This is a genomic window from Pseudomonas sp. 21LCFQ010 (assembly GCF_024129905.1).
In the GTDB taxonomy this organism is placed as follows: domain Bacteria; phylum Pseudomonadota; class Gammaproteobacteria; order Pseudomonadales; family Pseudomonadaceae; genus Aquipseudomonas.
Genome location: NZ_JAMYDZ010000008.1, coordinates 1 through 19876, shown reverse-complemented (window position 1 = coordinate 19876; position 19876 = coordinate 1). Strand labels below are relative to the sequence as shown.

The window sequence follows — 19876 nt, the reverse complement described above, 5'->3', positions numbered from 1 at the left end:
GGCTTACTTGAGCGCCAGAGGTTATTCCATGAGTGAAGTGTTGAGTTTCGATATCAAGCCGCTGCAGGCAGACAAAGGCAACCTGCCGTTGATCATCCAGGCGCCAGAGCCAGGCCTGGACCTGCTGGAAGCCTTTGCCGAACTCAAGCCGCTGGTTGATCGGCATCTGATCGAGAGTGGCGGCATACTTTTTCGCGGCTTCGAAGTCGCCGGTAATGAGGCGTTTCGTGAGTTTGCCGCGTCGTTCGGTCACTCGCTGCTCAACTACGAGTTCGGTTCGACCCCGCGCAGCAACGTCACCAAAGGTGTTTACACCTCCACCGAGTACCCGGCCCACCAGAGCATTCCGCTGCATAACGAGCAGGCCTATACCCTCGAGTGGCCGATGAAAATCTGGTTCTACAGCGTGATCCCGGCCGAGACCGGCGGCGAAACGCCGATTGCCGACAGCCGGGAAATCTACCGGCGGGTGCCGGTCGCCATCCGCGAGCGTTTCATCGATAAGCGCCTGATGTACGTGCGTAACTACGGTAACGGCCTGGATGTGGACTGGAGCCAGGTGTTCAACACTGAAGACCCGGCGGTGGTAGAGGCTTACTGCCGCGCCCACAATATTCAGTGCGAATGGAAAGACGATGGCGAGTTGCGCACCCGACAGATCTGTCAGTCCGTCGCCCGGCATCCGGTTACCCAGGACTGGGTGTGGTTCAACCAGGCGCACCTGTTCCATATCTCCAACCTGCAACCGGAAGTGCGCGAAAGCCTGCTCGACATCGTCGATGAGGAAGACCTGCCGCGTAACGTTTACTACGGCGATGGCAGCCCCATCGAAGACAGCTTGCTGGACGAGATCCGTGGCGTGCTGGACGAATGCACCATCAGCTTCCCGTGGCTGAAAAACGATGTGTTGATGCTCGACAACATGCTCGCCGCGCACGCGCGTTCGCCGTTTACCGGCAGCCGCAAGGTGGTGGTGGCCATGGCACAAGGGCACTCGGACAGCATCCGCTCCTGATCACGGGCTAACAATCTTGTACAAGACCGTTTGATGTTTCCGGCCGGCCCTTGATGGGCCGGTCGTGCATTCGGCGTTTGCAGATCGCCAACCTAAATCATGCTTCGCGCTTTTCGTTCTTCAGGGATCGACCGGGCCCTTTGGCCCAGCTTCCTATCGACAAGGACGCATTGCATGAATGCCCAAGACGCACTGAAACTTGCTCGCCGCTTTATCGAACTGCCTCAGGAAAAACGCCGCCTGTTTCTGGAGGGACTGCAACAGCAAGGGGTGGACTTTGCCCTGTTCCCGATTCCGGCCGAGGTGTTGGTAGACGAGCGTGACGGGCTGTCTTATGCCCAGCAGCGGATGTGGTTCTTGTGGCAGCTTGACCCGCAGAGCGCCGCCTACAACCTGCCGATGGCTGTGCGCCTGAACGGCGAGCTGGATAACGCCGCTTTACAGAGTGCCTTCGATGCCCTGGTCGCTCGGCATGAAACCCTGCGCAGCCAGTTCAGTGAACAGGATGGCGTGGTCCGCCAGCGGATTGTCGAGCCGTTTGCGGTCAGCATTGCCTGCCATGATTTGAGTGCCCTTGCTACCGACGCTCGCGAAGAACAGGTCCGCACCCTCGCCGATGCCGAGGCCCTGGCGCCTTTCGATCTGGCCCACGGCCCATTGCTGCGCGTGCAGTTGCTCAAACTTGCCGATCAAGAGCATGTGCTGCTGCTGACTCTGCACCACATCGTCGCCGACGGCTGGTCGTATAACGTGCTGATCGACGAATTCATTCGCCTCTACGATGCCGCCAGCAGCGGCAGTGACGCAGCCCTGCAACCGCTGCCGATTCAGTACCGCGACTACGCCCTGTGGCAGCGCAGCTGGCTGGAGGCCGGTGAGCAGGATCGCCAACTGGACTACTGGCGCGCCAAGCTCGGCGATGACCACGCACCACTGGAATTGCCCATCGACCATTCGCGCCCGGTAACGCCGAGCTATCGCGGTGCGCGTCACGAGTTCCAGGTTGAACCGGCCCTGGCCGAGCGCCTGCGTGGCCTGGCCCGTGAACAGGGCGTGACCCTGTTCATGGTGCTGCTGGCGGCCTTCAAGGTACTGCTGCATCGCTACAGCGGCCAGCAGGCGATCCGCGTTGGCGTGCCGGTGGCCAACCGTAATCGGGCGGAAGTGGAAGGGCTGATTGGTTGCTTTATCAATACCCAAGTGCTGCATACCGAGATTGATCCGCTGATTGATGTGCGGGAGTTATTGCAGCGGGTCAAGGAGACTGCGCTGGGTGCGCAGGGGCATCAGGAGTTGCCGTTTGAGCGGTTGGTGGAGGCTTTCGGTCTGGACCGCAGCCTGAGCATCAGCCCGCTGTTCCAGGTGATGTTCAACCACCAGTCGCAGGTGGCGGATGCCGGAGCGATCAAGGGACAGTCCGGCCTGAGTATTGCGGCGCTGGAGCGGGAAACGCGGATTGCCCAGTTTGATTTGTCGCTGGATACCTACGAGAAGGGCGGCCAGCTATTTGCAGCGTTCGGCTATGCCACTGACCTGTTTGACAGCTACACCGTGGTGCAAATGGCCGGTCATTTCCGCCATATTCTCCAAGCGCTGGTTCAAGGCTCGCAGATGCGCCTTGGCGAGTTGCCGATTCTGGGTGATGCACAGCGCCAGGAAATGCTCTACGGCTGGAATGCCACCCAAGTCGACTATCCGCTGGGTCGCGGTGTACACCAGTTGATCGAGGCGCAAGCTGAGCGCACCCCCGAGGCGGCTGCCTTGACGTTCGGCTCACAGACCCTGAGTTATGCCGAACTGAACGCCCGCGCCAACCAGTTTGCTCACAACCTGATTGCCCGGGGTGTCAAACCCGATGGCCTGGTAGGCATTGCCGTCGAGCGCTCCATCGAAATGGTGGTCGGTTTGCTGGCCATCCTCAAGGCGGGCGGCGCCTACGTGCCGCTTGACCCCGAGTACCCGACCGATCGCCTAGCCTACATGCTCGAAGACAGCGGCATCCAGTTGCTGTTGAGCCAGTCGCACCTGGAACTGCCGCTGGCCGAAGGCGTACAGCGAATCAACCTTGATCAGGAAGTCGATTGGCTGCAAAACCATAGCGCGGCCAATCCCAATGTCGTGCTGACTGACGAGCACTTGGCCTATGTGATCTATACCTCCGGATCCACCGGTAAGCCCAAGGGCGCCGGTAACCGACATTCGGCACTGACCAACCGCTTGTGCTGGATGCAAGAGGCTTATGGCCTGGACGCCAGCGACGCCGTGGTGCAAAAGACGCCGTTCAGCTTCGACGTTTCGGTGTGGGAGTTCTTTTGGCCATTGATGACTGGTGCGCGTTTGGTGGTGGCACAGCCGGGAGATCATCGCGACCCTGCAAAGTTGGTCGAGCTGATCAAGGCCGAACGCGTGACCACGCTGCACTTCGTGCCCTCGATGCTGCAGGCCTTTCTGCAGGATCCGGGCGTCGCCTCGTGCACCGGCCTCAAGCGCATCGTGTGCAGTGGCGAGGCCTTGCCGGTCGATGCGCAGCAGCAGGTTTTTGCTCTTCTGCCGGATGCTGGCTTGTACAACCTGTATGGCCCGACCGAAGCGGCCATCGACGTGACCCATTGGACGTGCGTGGACGAAGGCCGCGATGCGGTGCCGATCGGTCAGCCGATTGCCAACCTGGGCTGCCATGTACTGGACGGCAATCTTGAACCGGTGCCGATCGGGGTACTGGGCGAGCTGTACCTGCTTGGCGTAGGCTTGGCACGCGGTTATCACCAACGCCCCTCGCTGACCGGCGAGCGATTCGTCGCCAGCCCCTTCGGCGACGGCGCGCGGATGTACCGCACCGGCGACCTGGCGCGCTATCGCCCCGACGGCGTGATCGAGTACGTCGGGCGTATCGACCATCAGGTCAAGTTGCGCGGCTTGCGCATCGAGCTGGGCGAGATCGAAGCGCGGCTGCTGGAGCATGAGACGGTCCGCGAAGCGGCCGTGCTGGCGGTGGATGGCAAGCATCTGGTGGGTTATGTGGTGCTGATCGCCGAAGCCGACGGCTGGCGTGAAGAACTGGCTGCGCATCTGGCGCAGCACGTGCCGGACTACATGGTGCCGGCACAATGGCTGAGCTTGGAGCGCATGCCGTTGAGCCCCAACGGCAAGCTGGACCGCAAGGCGTTGCCACGCCCGGATGCCGGTCCGTCGCAGCATGAATATGTGGCGCCACAAGCGGGTCTGGAACAGCGCATTGCTGCGATCTGGCAAGACGTCCTCAAGCGTGAACAGGTTGGCCGTAACGACAACTTCTTCGAGCTGGGTGGCGACTCGATCGTTTCCATTCAGGTGGTGAGCCGGGCACGACAGGCCGGTATTCAGTTCACGCCCAAGGATCTGTTTCAGCATCAGACCGTGCGCAGTCTGGCGACTGTCGCGGTGGTGGGCGAGGGTCGCAAGCTGGTCGACCAAGGGCCTGTGACTGGCGAGACGCCACTGACGCCCGTACAGCACTGGTTCTTCGAACTGCCGATGGCTGAGCGCGGGCACTGGAATCAGTCGCTGCTGTTGGATGCACGCGAACCTGTTGTCGCGCCTGTGCTGGAAAAGGCATTGCAGCATCTATTGAAGCACCACGACGCCTTGCGCCTGCGATTTGTCCAGCAAAACGGTGAGTGGCATCAGTACCATGACGACCTGGACACCCAGCACCCATTGCTGTGGGAGGGCCCGGAAAGTGAGGCGTTCTACGCTGAAGTGCAGCGCAGCCTGGACCTGAGCAAAGGGCCTCTGCTACGTGCGGCGTTGCTTGAGGTAGAGGGGGGTGGGCAGCGCCTGTTGCTGGCCATCCATCACCTGGTGGTGGATGGCGTGTCTTGGCGCGTATTGCTGGAAGACTTACAGGCGACTTATCAGCGCTTGCTGGACAATCAGGCCCCGAACCTTCCGGCCAAGACTAGTGCTTACCAGACTTGGGCGCAGCGTCTGCAAGCGTATGCGCAAGAAGACTCGATGCTCCATGAGCTCGATGACTGGAAAGCTCGACTGGAGGATGTCTCGCAGGAACTACCGCGTGACAATCCAGAAGGCGGGCTGCTCAACAAGCACGGTGCGACCCTGGACATTCGTCTGGATGCCGAGCGCACCGAGCAGTTACTCAAGCAGGCACCTGTCGCCTACCGCACGCAGGTCAACGACCTGCTGCTGACCGCGCTGTCGCGCGTGCTGTGCCGCTGGAGTGGCGCTGAGTCGGTGCTGGTGCAGATGGAAGGTCATGGTCGTGAAGAACTGTTCGACGACATCGATCTGACCCGCACCGTGGGCTGGTTCACCAGCCTGTTTCCGGTAAAGCTGACCCCGGCTACTGACCTGGCAACCTCGCTGAAAACCATCAAGGAGCAACTGCGTGCCGTACCCGGCAAAGGCCTGGGTTACGGCGTGTTGCGATATCTGGCACCGGCCCAAGTACAAGATGCTCTGAAAGCGCTGCCGCAAGCGCGCGTGACCTTCAATTACCTGGGGCAGTTTGACGGTCAATTCGGTGAAAAAGCTTTGTTCGTGCCGGCAGGTACTGCGGGAGGCAAGGCGCAGGCCGATGATGCACCGCTGGCCAACTGGCTGACTGTGGAAGGGCAGGTATATGGCGGTGAACTGTCCCTGCGTTGGGGGTACAGCACCGAGATTTATCGGCAGGAAACCATTCAGCGACTGGCTGATGAGTTTATCAGTGAGTTGCAGGCGTTGATCGAGCACTGCGCCAGCGCGACTGCGTTTGGTGTTACCCCGTCGGATTTCCCGCTGGCGAAGCTGACTCAGGCACAACTGGATGCGTTGCCGATCCCGGCACGGGATATCGAAGATATTTATCCGCTGTCGCCGATGCAGCAGGGGATGTTGTTTCACACCCTGTATGAGCAGGAGGGCGAGGATTACATCAATCAGATGCGAGTTGATGTAGAGGGGCTGGATGTCGAGCGTTTTCAGGCAGCCTGGGCGGCGGCGGTGGCCCGGCACGATATCCTGCGCACCGGATTTGTGTGGCAGGGAGATTTACCGGCTCCCGTGCAAATTGTATTGCGTGATGCAACCTTGCTACTGGTTGAGCACGATTGGCGCAGCGCGCTGGCGCCACAGGTAGCGCTGGATGAGCTGGCTGAGAGCGAGCGTCGTCAAGGCTTCGACTTGGCTCTGGCGCCGTTGTTGCGATTGGTCTTGGTGCGCACGCTAGAGCAGCGTTACCACTTGATCATGACGAGCCACCACATTCTGTTGGATGGGTGGAGTACTTCGCAGTTGCTCGGGGAAGTACTGCAACACTATGCGGGGGACGTTTCACCCGCATCGATGGGGCGCTATAGGGATTACATTGGCTGGTTGCAGGCTCAGGACAAGGTAGCCAGTGAGTCGTTCTGGAAAGCGCAATTGCTGAATCTGGAGGAGCCAACCCGGTTAGCGCAGGCGATCACAGTCGAGTCGCACAGAAGGGCGGGGCGTGGCGAATATGTGCGGGTACTGGAGGCGGCGCAGACAGACCGGCTGAATGAATTTGCCCGCTCGCAGAAAGTGACGATAAACACGCTGATTCAGGCAGCCTGGTTGTTATTGCTACAGCGCTACACAGGGCAAACGACAGTGGCTTTTGGGGCCACCGTTGCAGGGCGACCTGCAGCGTTAAAAGGCGTGGAGACGCAGATAGGCCTGTTCATTAATACATTGCCGGTGATTGCTTGTCCGCAGCCGCAGCAAAGAGTTGGTGATTGGCTGCAACGGCTTCAGGAACAAAACCTGAACCTGCGTGAACATGAACATACGCCGTTGAGTGACATCCAGCGGTGGGCAGGGTTCGGTAGCGAGGCGTTGTTCGACAGCCTGATTGTTTTTGAGAATTACCCTATCTCGCAAGCCTTGGAGCGGAGTGCTCCGCCGGGTGTGAAGTTTGGCGCGGTCACGAATCAAGAGCAGACCAACTACCCCCTGACGCTGGGTATCACCTTGGGCGAGTGCTTAAGTGTCGCCATGAGTTTTGATGGGGCTCATTTCAGTACCACAACGATTGAGCACCTGAGTTCTCAGCTACGGCATCTGCTCCTGACGTTTGCCGATTACCCGTTACGGTCTATCGGTGAAATCTCTCTGGCCAGTGAGAAAGAGCGCAGTTGGCATCAATCTTACAATGAGGTACTGCCCTTTTCAGCAGATGTTCTGGTCCATCAGCGTTTTGCACATCTGGCCATGCAAAGGCCTGAAGAAACCGCCGTCATCTTCGATGGGCAGCGTTATGGTTATGGTGAGCTGAATACGCGTGCTAATCGCCTGGCTCATGAGTTGGTCGCTCGCGGTGTGGGTACTGAGACGCGTATTGGAGTTGCACTGCCACGCAGTGAACACTTTATTGTTGCACTCCTGGCTGTACTCAAGGCCGGCGGTGCTTATGTGCCTTTGGACACTAGCTACCCGAGCGAACGCCTGGCGTACATGATGAAAGACGCGGGTCTTTCTTTACTGCTATCGGATTCTCGGTTGTCGGGGCAATTGCCAGACCAGGCTGATATTGCGGTCATCGAACTCGATGGGCTTGACCTTGGCAGTCATCCGCCGTCCGCGCCTGAGGTGGTGATTTCGCCGGACAATCTGGCCTATGTGATCTACACATCGGGTTCTACCGGAAATCCCAAAGGGGTAGGTGTCACTCATGGGCCGCTGGCCATGCATTGCCAGGCAATCGGCGTACGTTATGAAATGTGCGATAGCGATTGTGAGTTTCATTTCATGTCGTTTGCATTCGATGGCGCGCATGAGCGTTGGCTGACCAGTCTGACTCATGGTGGTTCGCTTTTGATCCGCGATGACAGCCTCTGGACGCCCGAGCAGACGTACAAGGCAATGATCGAATACGGCGTCACCGTAGCTGCATTTCCTCCGGTCTATTTGCAGCAATTGGCCGAGTATGCAGAACAGGTCGGTAATCCACCTAAAGTGCGAGTCTATTGTTTTGGTGGGGATGCCGTATCGAGCGCCGCTTTTGAACGGGTCAAGCGTGCACTGAACCCGGAGTACATCATCAACGGCTACGGACCTACGGAAACAGTTGTAACGCCGCTGATCTGGAAAGCCGGCCGTCATACTTCCTGCGAAGCGGCGTATGCCCCAATCGGCAGCCGCATCGGTAGTCGTAGCGCGTATGTTCTTGATGCTGAAATGAATCTGCTACCACGGGGAATGGCCGGTGAACTGTACCTGGGTGGGTATGGTGTCGCGCGTGGCTATTTGAACCGTCCGGGTCTGACTTCAGAGCGCTTTATCGCTGACCCGTTCTGCCCGGATGGGCGAGTGCTGTATCGCACCGGCGACAGAGTACGCCAGCGTACTGACGGTACTTTCGACTATCTGGAACGCATCGATAACCAAGTAAAAATCCGCGGCTTCCGCATCGAACTTGGGGAAATTGAAGCTCGCTTACAGTCACTTGATGGCGTTCGTGAAGCAGTGGTAGTTGCTCAGGAAAGTGCGGGTAGCAAACGCTTGATTGCTTATGTGGTGGGCGGCTCACAGCGCAGCGATTTCGCCGAACAACTGCGTGTGCAGCTCAAGGACGTTTTGCCGGCGCACATGGTACCGGCTTATGTGTTGACTCTGGAACACATGCCGCTTACACCGAATGGCAAGTTGGACCGCAAGCGCCTGCCAACCCCTGACGCCAGCCAATTGCAGCAACGCTATGTCGCACCCTATAGCGAGATACAACAGCAACTGGCTACGATCTGGCAGGACGTACTGAAACTTTCTCGGGTCGGCTTGAACGACAACTTTTTTGAGCTGGGTGGCGATTCGATCATCTCACTTCAAGTGGTCAATCGCGCCCGTCAGGTGGGGGTGCGGTTTACGCCAAAAGATATTTTTCAGTGCCAGACCATTCAGGCGCTTGCCGGCGTGGCAGAGACCAGTGAGCCGTTACAACTGATCAATCAGGAAGCCGTGACCGGTAAAACTCTACTGTTGCCGGTTCATCAATGGTTTTTTACACAGTCGGTTCCCGACCGTCATCACTGGAATCAATCGGTGATGTTGAGAACCACGCAACCGTTGGACGCACGCGTAATGGAGCAAGCATTACGTGCCTTGATCATGCACCACGATAGCTTGCGTCTTGAGTTCAAAGAGCAGGCTTCTGGCTGGACTGCGCAGTATCGTGAAGTTGACGCGCTGTTGAGTGATACGACTGTGTGGCAAGTTGATGTCGCTGGTCTAGCAGAGCTAGAAGCTATCGGTAACAAGGCTCAGCGAAGCTTGAAACTGAGCGGTGGGTCGCTGATTCGAGCCGTGCTGGCTAACCTGGCCGATGGTAGCCAACGTTTGTTGTTGATTGCACATCACCTCGTGGTCGATGGCGTGTCTTGGCGCATTCTGTTCGAGGATCTGCAAAGCGCTTATCGGCAGATCCATTCGGGGGCGCAGGTGCAACTGCCGACCAAAACCAGTTCAGTCAAAGCCTGGGCCGATGGGTTGACGGAATATGCCTCCAGCACTCGGTTGTGCGACGAGCTGGAATTCTGGCGACAACAATTGCAAGGGGCCTGTTCCAGACTGCCATGTGATAACCCGCAAGGCGGTCAGCAGCAGTGCCATGCTCAGACAATACGCAGGCAATTAGATAAAAAGCTGACACGCCAATTATTACAAGAGGCTCCGGCGGCCTATCGCACTCAAGTCAACGATTTGCTGTTGACTGCATTGGCTCGGGTAATGGTGCGCTGGACGGGTAGTAAAAGCGTACTGGTACAACTGGAAGGCCATGGCCGTGAAGATATTTTTGACAGTGTGGATCTGACCCGCACCGTCGGCTGGTTTACCAGCCTATTCCCGGCGCGCTTGGCCCCGGCATCTGATCTCGGTAGTTCGTTGAAGCAGATCAAGGAACATTTACGATCAATCCCGAACAAGGGTATCGGCTTCGGCGCTTTGGCCTGTCTAGGCGATGAGCACACACGAGCAGTGCTGCAAGCCTTGCCGAAACCGTGCCTGACCTTCAATTACCTGGGGCAGTTCGATGGCAGTTTCGATGATACTGCCGATTCCTTGTTCGTGCCGACCGATGAGTCCGGAGGCGAAGAAGTCAACATGCAAGGCCCGCTAGGCAGTCCACTGGCACTCGACAGCAAGGTGTTGGGCGGTGAGTTGGACCTGAGCTGGACGTTCAGCCATGAGATGTTCGCCCCGGCAACGATCCATCGTCTGGCCGACGAATATGTACAGGAACTGACCGCGCTGATCGCCTATTGCTGTGACAGCGCCAACCGTGGCGTGACGCCGTCTGATTTTGCGCTGGTGAAGTTGTCCCAGGCCCAACTCGATGTATTGGTTCCGCAACCGCAGGCTATCGACGACATCTACCCGCTTTCTCCGATGCAGCAGGGCATGCTGTTCCACTCCCTGTTGAAACAGGGCAACGGCGATTACATCAATCAGATGTGTCTGGATGTCGACGGTATTGATCCCGATCGTTTCCACGCGGCGTGGCAGGCGGTAGTGAATACTCATGACATTCTTCGCACCGGTTTCGTCTGGGAAGGCGATCTGGAACAGCCGGTGCAAGTCGTCCAGCGTCAGGTCGCCGTGCCGTTCCGTGTGCTCGACTGGGAGGGACTGAGTGAACTTGAAGCGGCGTTGAAAACTCTTGCCAATGAGGAGCGTGCACAGGGTTTGAATCTGGCCAATGCCCCTCTGTTGCGTCTGGTACTCGTGCGCACGGCCGCCAGTCGTTATCACATGATTTACACCAACCACCATATTCTGATGGACGGCTGGAGCAGTGCGCAGTTGCTGGGGGAAGTGCTACAGCACTACAGAGGCGAGGCGGTACCGATTCCTGCAGGTCGTTATCGTGATTACATCGCGTGGTTGCAGCGTCAGGATGCGGGGCTTGGTGAAGCGTTCTGGAGCGATCAGTTGCGCTCTTTGGACGGGCCAGTGCTCCTCGCGAAGGTGATTGCACAACCGGCACAGGATATTGCACCCGACCTCTATGCCCATCAACACCTGCAACTTGATGACGAGCAAACCCGACGCCTTGGCGAGTTCGCGCGTGAGTCGAAAGTTACCGTCAACACGGTGGTGCAGGCTGCCTGGCTATTGCTGTTGCAGCGTTACACAGGAAAGTCCAGCGTAGTCTCTGGCGCGACTGTATCCGGCCGCCCAGCGGATTTGATCGGTGTCGAACAGCAGATCGGATTGTTCATCAATACCTTGCCCATCATTATCAGTCCGCATCCCGAGCAGAGTGTAGGAGACTGGTTACACAGCGTGCAGGCACACAATCTCGCACTGCGGGAGTTCGAGCACACGGCGCTTTTCGATATCCAGCGTTGGGCCGGGCACGGAGGCGAGGCGTTGTTTGATAGCATCATCGTGTTCGAAAATTACCCGATTTCCGATGCATTGGAGAACGGGGCGCCCGAAGGGCTGCGTTTTGGTGAGGTGATTAATCTTGAACAGACCAACTATCCGCTGACCCTGATGGTTGAACCTGGGCGCAGGTTGACAGTGCAGTTTAACTATCAGTGTGCAAGCTTCACCGATGCGGCGATCAAACAGATCGGCACACACCTCAAGCGTCTTTTGCTGCAAATGAGCAGTGATGCCAAGTGTTCTTTGGGGGCGCTGAATCTGCTGGATCCAAGCGAGTCCCGGCAACAGTTGCTGGAGTGGAATGCTACGCAGAGCGCCTATCCTGGTGAGCGCTGCATTCATCGTTTGATCGAGGCTCGTGCCTGTCAGGCGCCGGATGCCATTGCATTGGTATTTGCTGGTCAATCAATGACCTACAGTCAGCTGAATGCCCAGGCCAACCGCCTTGCGCATCGTCTGCTCGACTATGGTGTGCGTCCTGATCAATGCGTCGGGATTGCCTTGGAGCGTGGTCTGGAGATGATTATCGGGCTACTGGCAATTCTCAAGGCTGGTGGTGCTTATGTGCCACTTGATCCGCAGTATCCGGCAGATCGTTTAACACACATGATCGAAGACAGTGGCTTGCGTTTGCTCTTGACTCAAGCGTCGCTGTTGCAGGTACTACCAATCCCTTCAGACGTACAGACTCTGTTGCCGAGTGCACTGGATGAGCCAATAGCTGTTGATCAGATGGCCAACCCTCAGGTGTCGTTGGAGGGTGAAAATCTCTGCTATGTGATTTATACCTCGGGCTCTACAGGCAAACCCAAAGGGGTGATGGTAAGGCATGGTGCGTTGGTGAACTTCATCGCCAGCATGGCCCGTGAGCCGGGTATGGGAGCCAGCGATCGAGTCTTGTCGCTGACCACCTTCTCCTTCGATATTTTCGGTCTGGAACTATATGGTGCTTTGTTCAGTGGTGCCGCCGTCGTGCTGGTGGACAAGCAAAGTGCTCATGATCCCAAAGCCCTGCTGGAAATCATCGAACAGAATCAGGTCAGTATTGTGCAAGCCACGCCATCGATGTGGCGTATGTTGCTTGAGGACCCACTGGCAGAGCGTCTCACCGGCAGAAAATGTCTTTGTGGAGGCGAGGCATTACCCAGGGATCTGGCCGAATGCTTGCTTCAGGTGACGGCTGATCTCTGGAACCTTTATGGTCCGACAGAGACCACTATCTGGTCTGCGGCATACCCGATGACGGTACAGCAATGCGTACCCTATCTGGGGCGGCCAATTGCCAATACCTCGTTGTTTATTCTGGGCGAACATTTTTTGCCCAACCCTGTTGGTCTGCCCGGAGAGTTATTGATCGGCGGTGATGGCTTGGCCCGCGGCTATCACGGGCGTGCGGCGCTGACAGCTGAACGTTTCCTCCCAGACCCTTTCGGCAGCGGGGCACGTCTGTACCGTACCGGCGATTTGGCACGATACGTTGTAGATGGAACGATCGAATACATCGGTCGTATCGACCATCAAGTGAAAATTCGTGGTCATCGCATTGAGCTGGGAGAGATCGAGTCGTGCTTACTGGCTCATGAACTGATTCGTGACGCGGTTGTGATACCTCAGGAGGGTCCGGGCGGGCCACAACTGGTGGCGTATCTGGTTGCGTCTGATCACGAGAATCTCGCGACGAAATCACCTATGGCGCTGCGCGAAGAGTTGATGTCGAGACTTTCTCTGATGCTGCCGGACTACATGATCCCCGCGCACTGGATATTACTGGAACGCTTCCCTCTGACCCCCAACGGCAAGCTTGATCGTAAAGTCTTGCCGCTGCCAAACGTCAATCAGTTGTTGCGCACCTATACGGCCCCACAAGGCCCCCTTGAAGAGAACATAGCCCTGATTTGGCAAGACGTGCTCAAGGTGGAAAGAGTCGGTCGCGACGATAATTTTTTTGAACTGGGTGGACATTCGCTTCTGGCAACTCAAGCGACAGCACGTCTGCAAATGGCGCAGGACGCCACAGTTCCGCTGGACTTGTTATTCAGAACTGCCTCGCTGTCCGAGTATGCCGAACAACTGGCGGTTCACCTGACGCCTCATTCGTTTGAAGACATGAGTGAGATGCACGATTTCCTGGCAGATCTGGAGACCCTTTGAAATGACTCAGTTTGATAACCTGTCTCTGGTCCAGCGATTTATCCGTTTGCCACTTGCACAGCGGCAAGTGTTTCTGAAAAAGCTGCATAGCAAGAACATGAGCCTCGCAGCGATGCCAATTCCGGCCGTACGCGAAGAGTTTGAAAGCATCGATTTGTCGTATGCCCAAGAGCGGCAGTGGTTTCTCTGGCAAATGGCTCCCTCCAGTGCCGCCTATCATGTACCGACGGCGCTACGCTTGCACGGCACGCTTGACCTGAATGCACTGCAGTACAGTGTTGATGCTTTGCTGGCGCGTCATGAAGTCTTACGCACGGTATTTGTAGATGGCGGTGACGGTACATCACAGGTAATTCTGGGTGCCCTGAGTCTGCCAGTCATTGCTGAGGTGCTGGATGATAAGCCTGATGAGGCAGCGCTCAAGACTTTGATCAATGCCGAGATTGGTGTCTTGTTTGATCTGCGGCGCGGACCGCTGGTGCGGATAAAGTTGTTGCAGTTGGCGCCGGACGATCATGTGTTGGTGCTGACGCAACACCACATCATCTGTGACGGTGCTTCGGCACAGATCATGGTTCGGGATCTGGTTGAGTTATATGGTGCCTTCAGCTCCGGGCAATCAGTGAACCTCCCCCCGCTACCGATCCAGTACGCCGATTATGCGATCTGGCAAAGAAAGTGGATGGAAGCTGGTGAGCTGGAGCGTCAGCTGGAGTATTGGGTCAAGCGGCTGGGTGATGGCGGTGAAGTGCTGTCGTTGCCGCTGGATCGTCCTCGCCCGGCAGTACAAAGCCATCGCGGTGCGCGTCTGGACATTACTATTGAGGCCGGGTTGACTGAAGCGCTTAAACAGTTGGCCCAGCGTGAAGGCTGTACTGTGTTCATGGTGCTGCTGGCATCGTTCCAGAGTTTGTTGCATCGCTACAGTGGCCAGGAAGATATTCGTGTTGGCGTTCCAATTGCCAACCGCAACCGGATTGAGACGGAAGGCTTGATCGGTTTCTTCGTCAATACACAAGTAATGGATGCCCGTATTCAGGGTGCCATGCCATTCAGTCAGCTATTGGCCCAGGTCAAGCAGGCTGCGATGGGCGCGCAGGCGCATCAGGATCTACCGTTCGAACAACTGGTTCAGGCACTGGCACCCGAGCGTCATACCAGTCACAGCCCGCTGTTTCAGGTGATGTTCAATCATCAGCAGAGTAGCGCCGGTCAAGCTTTGCAACTGCCAGACTTGCGGGTCGAAAGCCTGGACTGGAGCTCGCACACTGCGCAGTTCGACCTGACCCTGGACACTCTGGATGCCGATGGACAACTCAGTGCTGCTCTGACCTACGCTACGGACCTGTTCGATGCAGGCACCGCGCAACGTATGGTCACGCACTGGCTCAACCTGTTGCAGGGGATCGTCGCTGACCCGCAGCAACGCATCGGTCAATTACCCTTGCTGGGTAGCGTTGAACAGCAACACACGATCAGCCAGTGGAACCCTCGTCCCCAGCAGTTCCCCAGCGATACCTGTGCACATGAACTGATCGCCAGGCAGGCGCAGTTGCGCCCTGATGCCATTGCTCTGCGTTACAACGGGAAAACCCTGAGCTACAGCGAACTCAATACTCAGGCCAACCGTCGCGCGCATCAGTTGATCGCCCAGGGTGTCGGTCCGGACGTGTTGGTGGGTCTGGCTGCGGAGCGCGGGATCGAGATGATCGTGGGCTTGTTGGCGATTCTCAAGGCCGGTGGTGCCTATGTCCCTCTGGACCCTGCTTACCCACTTGATCGTCTGGCTTACATGATTGGAGACAGCGGTATTCAGTTACTGCTGACCCAGTCTTCACTGGTCGGACAGTTGCCGGTACCAGCAGGTGTACAAACCTTGCTGCTGGACAGCGAGGTTAACGCGTTTGCCGACAGCGATCCGCAGGTGCCGATGGATCCGTCCAGTCTCGCCTACGTGATTTACACCTCAGGTTCCACTGGCAAGCCCAAAGGCACCTTGCTGGCACACCACAACATCCTGCGCCTGTTCGCCGCTACTGACACCTGGTTCGGCTTTGGTCCACAGGATGTCTGGAGTCTTTTCCATTCCTACGCGTTCGATTTTTCGGTCTGGGAAATTTTCGGTGCATTGCTGCATGGTGGCGAACTGCTGATTGTGCCCTATGAAGTCAGTCGCTCGCCGCAGGAGTTTCTGGAGTTGTTGTGCGATGCGGGAGTCACGGTGCTCAACCAGACACCGTCGGCGTTCAGGCAGTTGATGCATGCAGCCTGTGCGGACCCGCGCAAGCATGCCTTGCGCTATGTAGTGTTTGGCGGTGAAGCGCTGGACATTAAAGGGCTGCGCCCGTGGTTCGAGCGTTTTGGCGACAAGGCACCGCAACTGATTAACATGTACGGCATCACTGAAACCACGGTGCATGTAACGTACCGTCCATTGGCGATGAGCGACCTCGAACAGGATGCCGGCAGTCCGATCGGTGAACCGATCAGCGACCTTTCCTGGTATTTGCTCGATGGCGAACTCAATCCTGTGGCCAAAGGTTGTATTGGTGAGCTGTACGTGGGGCGTGAAGGTCTGGCGCGCGGCTACCTGAACCGGGGCGATCTGACTGCGCTGCGTTTTATTCCCAATCCGTTCGATGCAGAAGGGACCCGGCTGTACCGCACCGGTGATTTGGCACAGTACCGCAGTGATGGAGAGATCGAGTACATCGGCCGTATTGACCACCAGGTGAAGGTTCGCGGCTTCCGTATTGAACTGGGAGAGATCGAGGCACGCCTGAACGCGCTGGAGTCCGTGCGCGAAGCGGTGGTGCTGGCTCAGGAGGGAGAGAGCGGCCAGTATCTGGTGGGTTATGTGATCCCTGTGCAGGCTGCTGATGAAAGCGAACTGCGTGATCGTCTCAAGGCACAGCTGAAGGCCGAGCTGCCGGATTACATGGTACCGCCGCACTTGTTGTTCCTGGCGCAATGGCCGTTGACTGCCAATGGCAAGCTGGATCGCAAAGCGTTGCCCAAACCTGATGCCAACCTGTTACAGCAAGAATATGTAGCCCCTCAAAGTGACCTGGAGCAGCAGATCGCCGCGATCTGGCAGGATGTGCTCAAGCTGGAGCGGGTAGGCCTGACCGATAATTTCTTTGAACTGGGCGGCCATTCACTGTTGGCAACTCAGATGGTGTCGCGGATTCGACATACTTTGGGCTTGAACCTGCAACTACGCAGACTTTTCGAAAATGCCAGCCTTGGAGCCTGCGTCGCCGCTCTTGAAGAAAGTCAGGTGACGCTGCCGAAAAGTATACCTGCGATACCTCGTACCGAGCCGATGCCGCTGTCTTATGCCCAGCAGCGCCAGTGGTTTCTCTGGCAAATGGAGCCTGCAAGCACGGCGTACCATATTCCGGCGGCTCTGCGAATTTATGGCGCTCTGAATCTTCCAGCATTGCAACGCAGCTTCAACGCGCTGGTGCAAAGGCATGAGAGTTTGCGCACCACTTTTACCCAAGTGGATGAGCGCGCTTTCCAGATCATTCATGCCGAACTGCAGCCGCTGTTGATTCCACAGCCTGTTCCGTTAGAACCGGGCGATACGGCCTCGCAGGTCGAGGCTTTCGTCCGCCATCAAGTCAGCGAACCTTTCGATCTGCAAGATGGCCCGCTATTGAGGGTTGGATTACTGCAAGTAGCCCCCGACGAATATGTGCTGGTACTGACCCAGCACCACATCGTTTCTGATGGCTGGTCAATGCAGTTGCTGGTCAAGGAAATAATCCAGCGTTATGCCGCTGACTGTCAGGGCGTGTTGCCTGAACTCCCCCCGCTACCGATCCAGTACGCCGATTATGCGATCTGGCAAAGAAAGTGGATGGAAGCTGGTGAGCTGGAGCGTCAGCTGGAGTATTGGGTCAAGCGGCTGGGTGATGGCGGTGAAGTGCTGTCGTTGCCGCTGGATCGTCCTCGCCCGGCAGTACAAAGCCATCGCGGTGCGCGTCTGGACATTACTATTGAGGCCGGGTTGACTGAAGCGCTTAAACAGTTGGCCCAGCGTGAAGGCTGTACTGTGTTCATGGTGCTGCTGGCATCGTTCCAGAGTTTGTTGCATCGCTACAGTGGCCAGGAAGATATTCGTGTTGGCGTTCCAATTGCCAACCGCAACCGGATTGAGACGGAAGGCTTGATCGGTTTCTTCGTCAATACACAAGTAATGGATGCCCGTATTCAGGGTGCCATGCCATTCAGTCAGCTATTGGCCCAGGTCAAGCAGGCTGCGATGGGCGCGCAGGCGCATCAGGATCTACCGTTCGAACAACTGGTTCAGGCACTGGCACCCGAGCGTCATACCAGTCACAGCCCGCTGTTTCAGGTGATGTTCAATCATCAGCAGAGTAGCGCCGGTCAAGCTTTGCAACTGCCAGACTTGCGGGTCGAAAGCCTGGACTGGAGCTCGCACACTGCGCAGTTCGACCTGACCCTGGACACTCTGGATGCCGATGGACAACTCAGTGCTGCTCTGACCTACGCTACGGACCTGTTCGATGCAGGCACCGCGCAACGTATGGTCACGCACTGGCTCAACCTGTTGCAGGGGATCGTCGCTGACCCGCAGCAACGCATCGGTCAATTACCCTTGCTGGGTAGCGTTGAACAGCAACACACGATCAGCCAGTGGAACCCTCGTCCCCAGCAGTTCCCCAGCGATACCTGTGCACATGAACTGATCGCCAGGCAGGCGCAGTTGCGCCCTGATGCCATTGCTCTGCGTTACAACGGGAAAACCCTGAGCTACAGCGAACTCAATACTCAGGCCAACCGTCGCGCGCATCAGTTGATCGCCCAGGGTGTCGGTCCGGACGTGTTGGTGGGTCTGGCTGCGGAGCGCGGGATCGAGATGATCGTGGGCTTGTTGGCGATTCTCAAGGCCGGTGGTGCCTATGTCCCTCTGGACCCTGCTTACCCACTTGATCGTCTGGCTTACATGATTGGAGACAGCGGTATTCAGTTACTGCTGACCCAGTCTTCACTGGTCGGACAGTTGCCGGTACCAGCAGGTGTACAAACCTTGCTGCTGGACAGCGAGGTTAACGCGTTTGCCGACAGCGATCCGCAGGTGCCGATGGATCCGTCCAGTCTCGCCTACGTGATTTACACCTCAGGTTCCACTGGCAAGCCCAAAGGCACCTTGCTGGCACACCACAACATCCTGCGCCTGTTCGCCGCTACTGACACCTGGTTCGGCTTTGGTCCACAGGATGTCTGGAGTCTTTTCCATTCCTACGCGTTCGATTTTTCGGTCTGGGAAATTTTCGGTGCATTGCTGCATGGTGGCGAACTGCTGATTGTGCCCTATGAAGTCAGTCGCTCGCCGCAGGAGTTTCTGGAGTTGTTGTGCGATGCGGGAGTCACGGTGCTCAACCAGACACCGTCGGCGTTCAGGCAGTTGATGCATGCAGCCTGTGCGGACCCGCGCAAGCATGCCTTGCGCTATGTAGTGTTTGGCGGTGAAGCGCTGGACATTAAAGGGCTGCGCCCGTGGTTCGAGCGTTTTGGCGACAAGGCACCGCAACTGATTAACATGTACGGCATCACTGAAACCACGGTGCATGTAACGTACCGTCCATTGGCGATGAGCGACCTCGAACAGGATGCCGGCAGTCCGATCGGTGAACCGATCAGCGACCTTTCCTGGTATTTGCTCGATGGCGAACTCAATCCTGTGGCCAAAGGTTGTATTGGTGAGCTGTACGTGGGGCGTGAAGGTCTGGCGCGCGGCTACCTGAACCGGGGCGATCTGACTGCGCTGCGTTTTATTCCCAATCCGTTCGATGCAGAAGGGACCCGGCTGTACCGCACCGGTGATTTGGCACAGTACCGCAGTGATGGAGAGATCGAGTACATCGGCCGTATTGACCACCAGGTGAAGGTTCGCGGCTTCCGTATTGAACTGGGAGAGATCGAGGCACGCCTGAACGCGCTGGAGTCCGTGCGCGAAGCGGTGGTGCTGGCTCAGGAGGGAGAGAGCGGCCAGTATCTGGTGGGTTATGTGATCCCTGTGCAGGCTGCTGATGAAAGCGAACTGCGTGATCGTCTCAAGGCACAGCTGAAGGCCGAGCTGCCGGATTACATGGTACCGCCGCACTTGTTGTTCCTGGCGCAATGGCCGTTGACTGCCAATGGCAAGCTGGATCGCAAAGCGTTGCCCAAACCTGATGCCAACCTGTTACAGCAAGAATATGTAGCCCCTCAAAGTGACCTGGAGCAGCAGATCGCCGCGATCTGGCAGGATGTGCTCAAGCTGGAGCGGGTAGGCCTGACCGATAATTTCTT

The 19876-nt window shown here is 57.3% G+C and carries 3 protein-coding genes; all 3 read left to right on the top strand.

What is annotated here, in order from left to right:
• The first annotated feature begins 28 nt into the window (after positions 1 to 28).
• Positions 29 to 1015: a TauD/TfdA family dioxygenase gene (locus NJC38_RS11585; RefSeq protein WP_253114768.1), complete on the top strand. Its 987-nt coding sequence runs from the start codon at positions 29 to 31 to the stop codon at positions 1013 to 1015.
• Positions 1016 to 1189: 174 nt separating this feature from the next.
• A complete protein-coding gene (locus NJC38_RS11580; protein WP_253114765.1) occupies positions 1190 to 13552 on the top strand; it encodes a non-ribosomal peptide synthase/polyketide synthase in 12363 nt (4120 codons plus the stop codon).
• 1 nt (position 13553) lies between these two features.
• Positions 13554 to 19876 (top strand): non-ribosomal peptide synthetase (locus NJC38_RS11575; RefSeq protein WP_290447225.1); only part of this gene is annotated, 6323 nt, incomplete at its 3' end.

What these genes read in the sequence shown, in the direction of transcription:
- NJC38_RS11585 (WP_253114768.1), top strand. Translation starts at nt 29, where the DNA reads ATGAGTGAAGTGTTGAGTTTCGATATCAAGCCGCTGCAGGCAGACAAA.
- NJC38_RS11580 (WP_253114765.1), top strand. Translation starts at nt 1,190, where the DNA reads ATGAATGCCCAAGACGCACTGAAACTTGCTCGCCGCTTTATCGAACTG.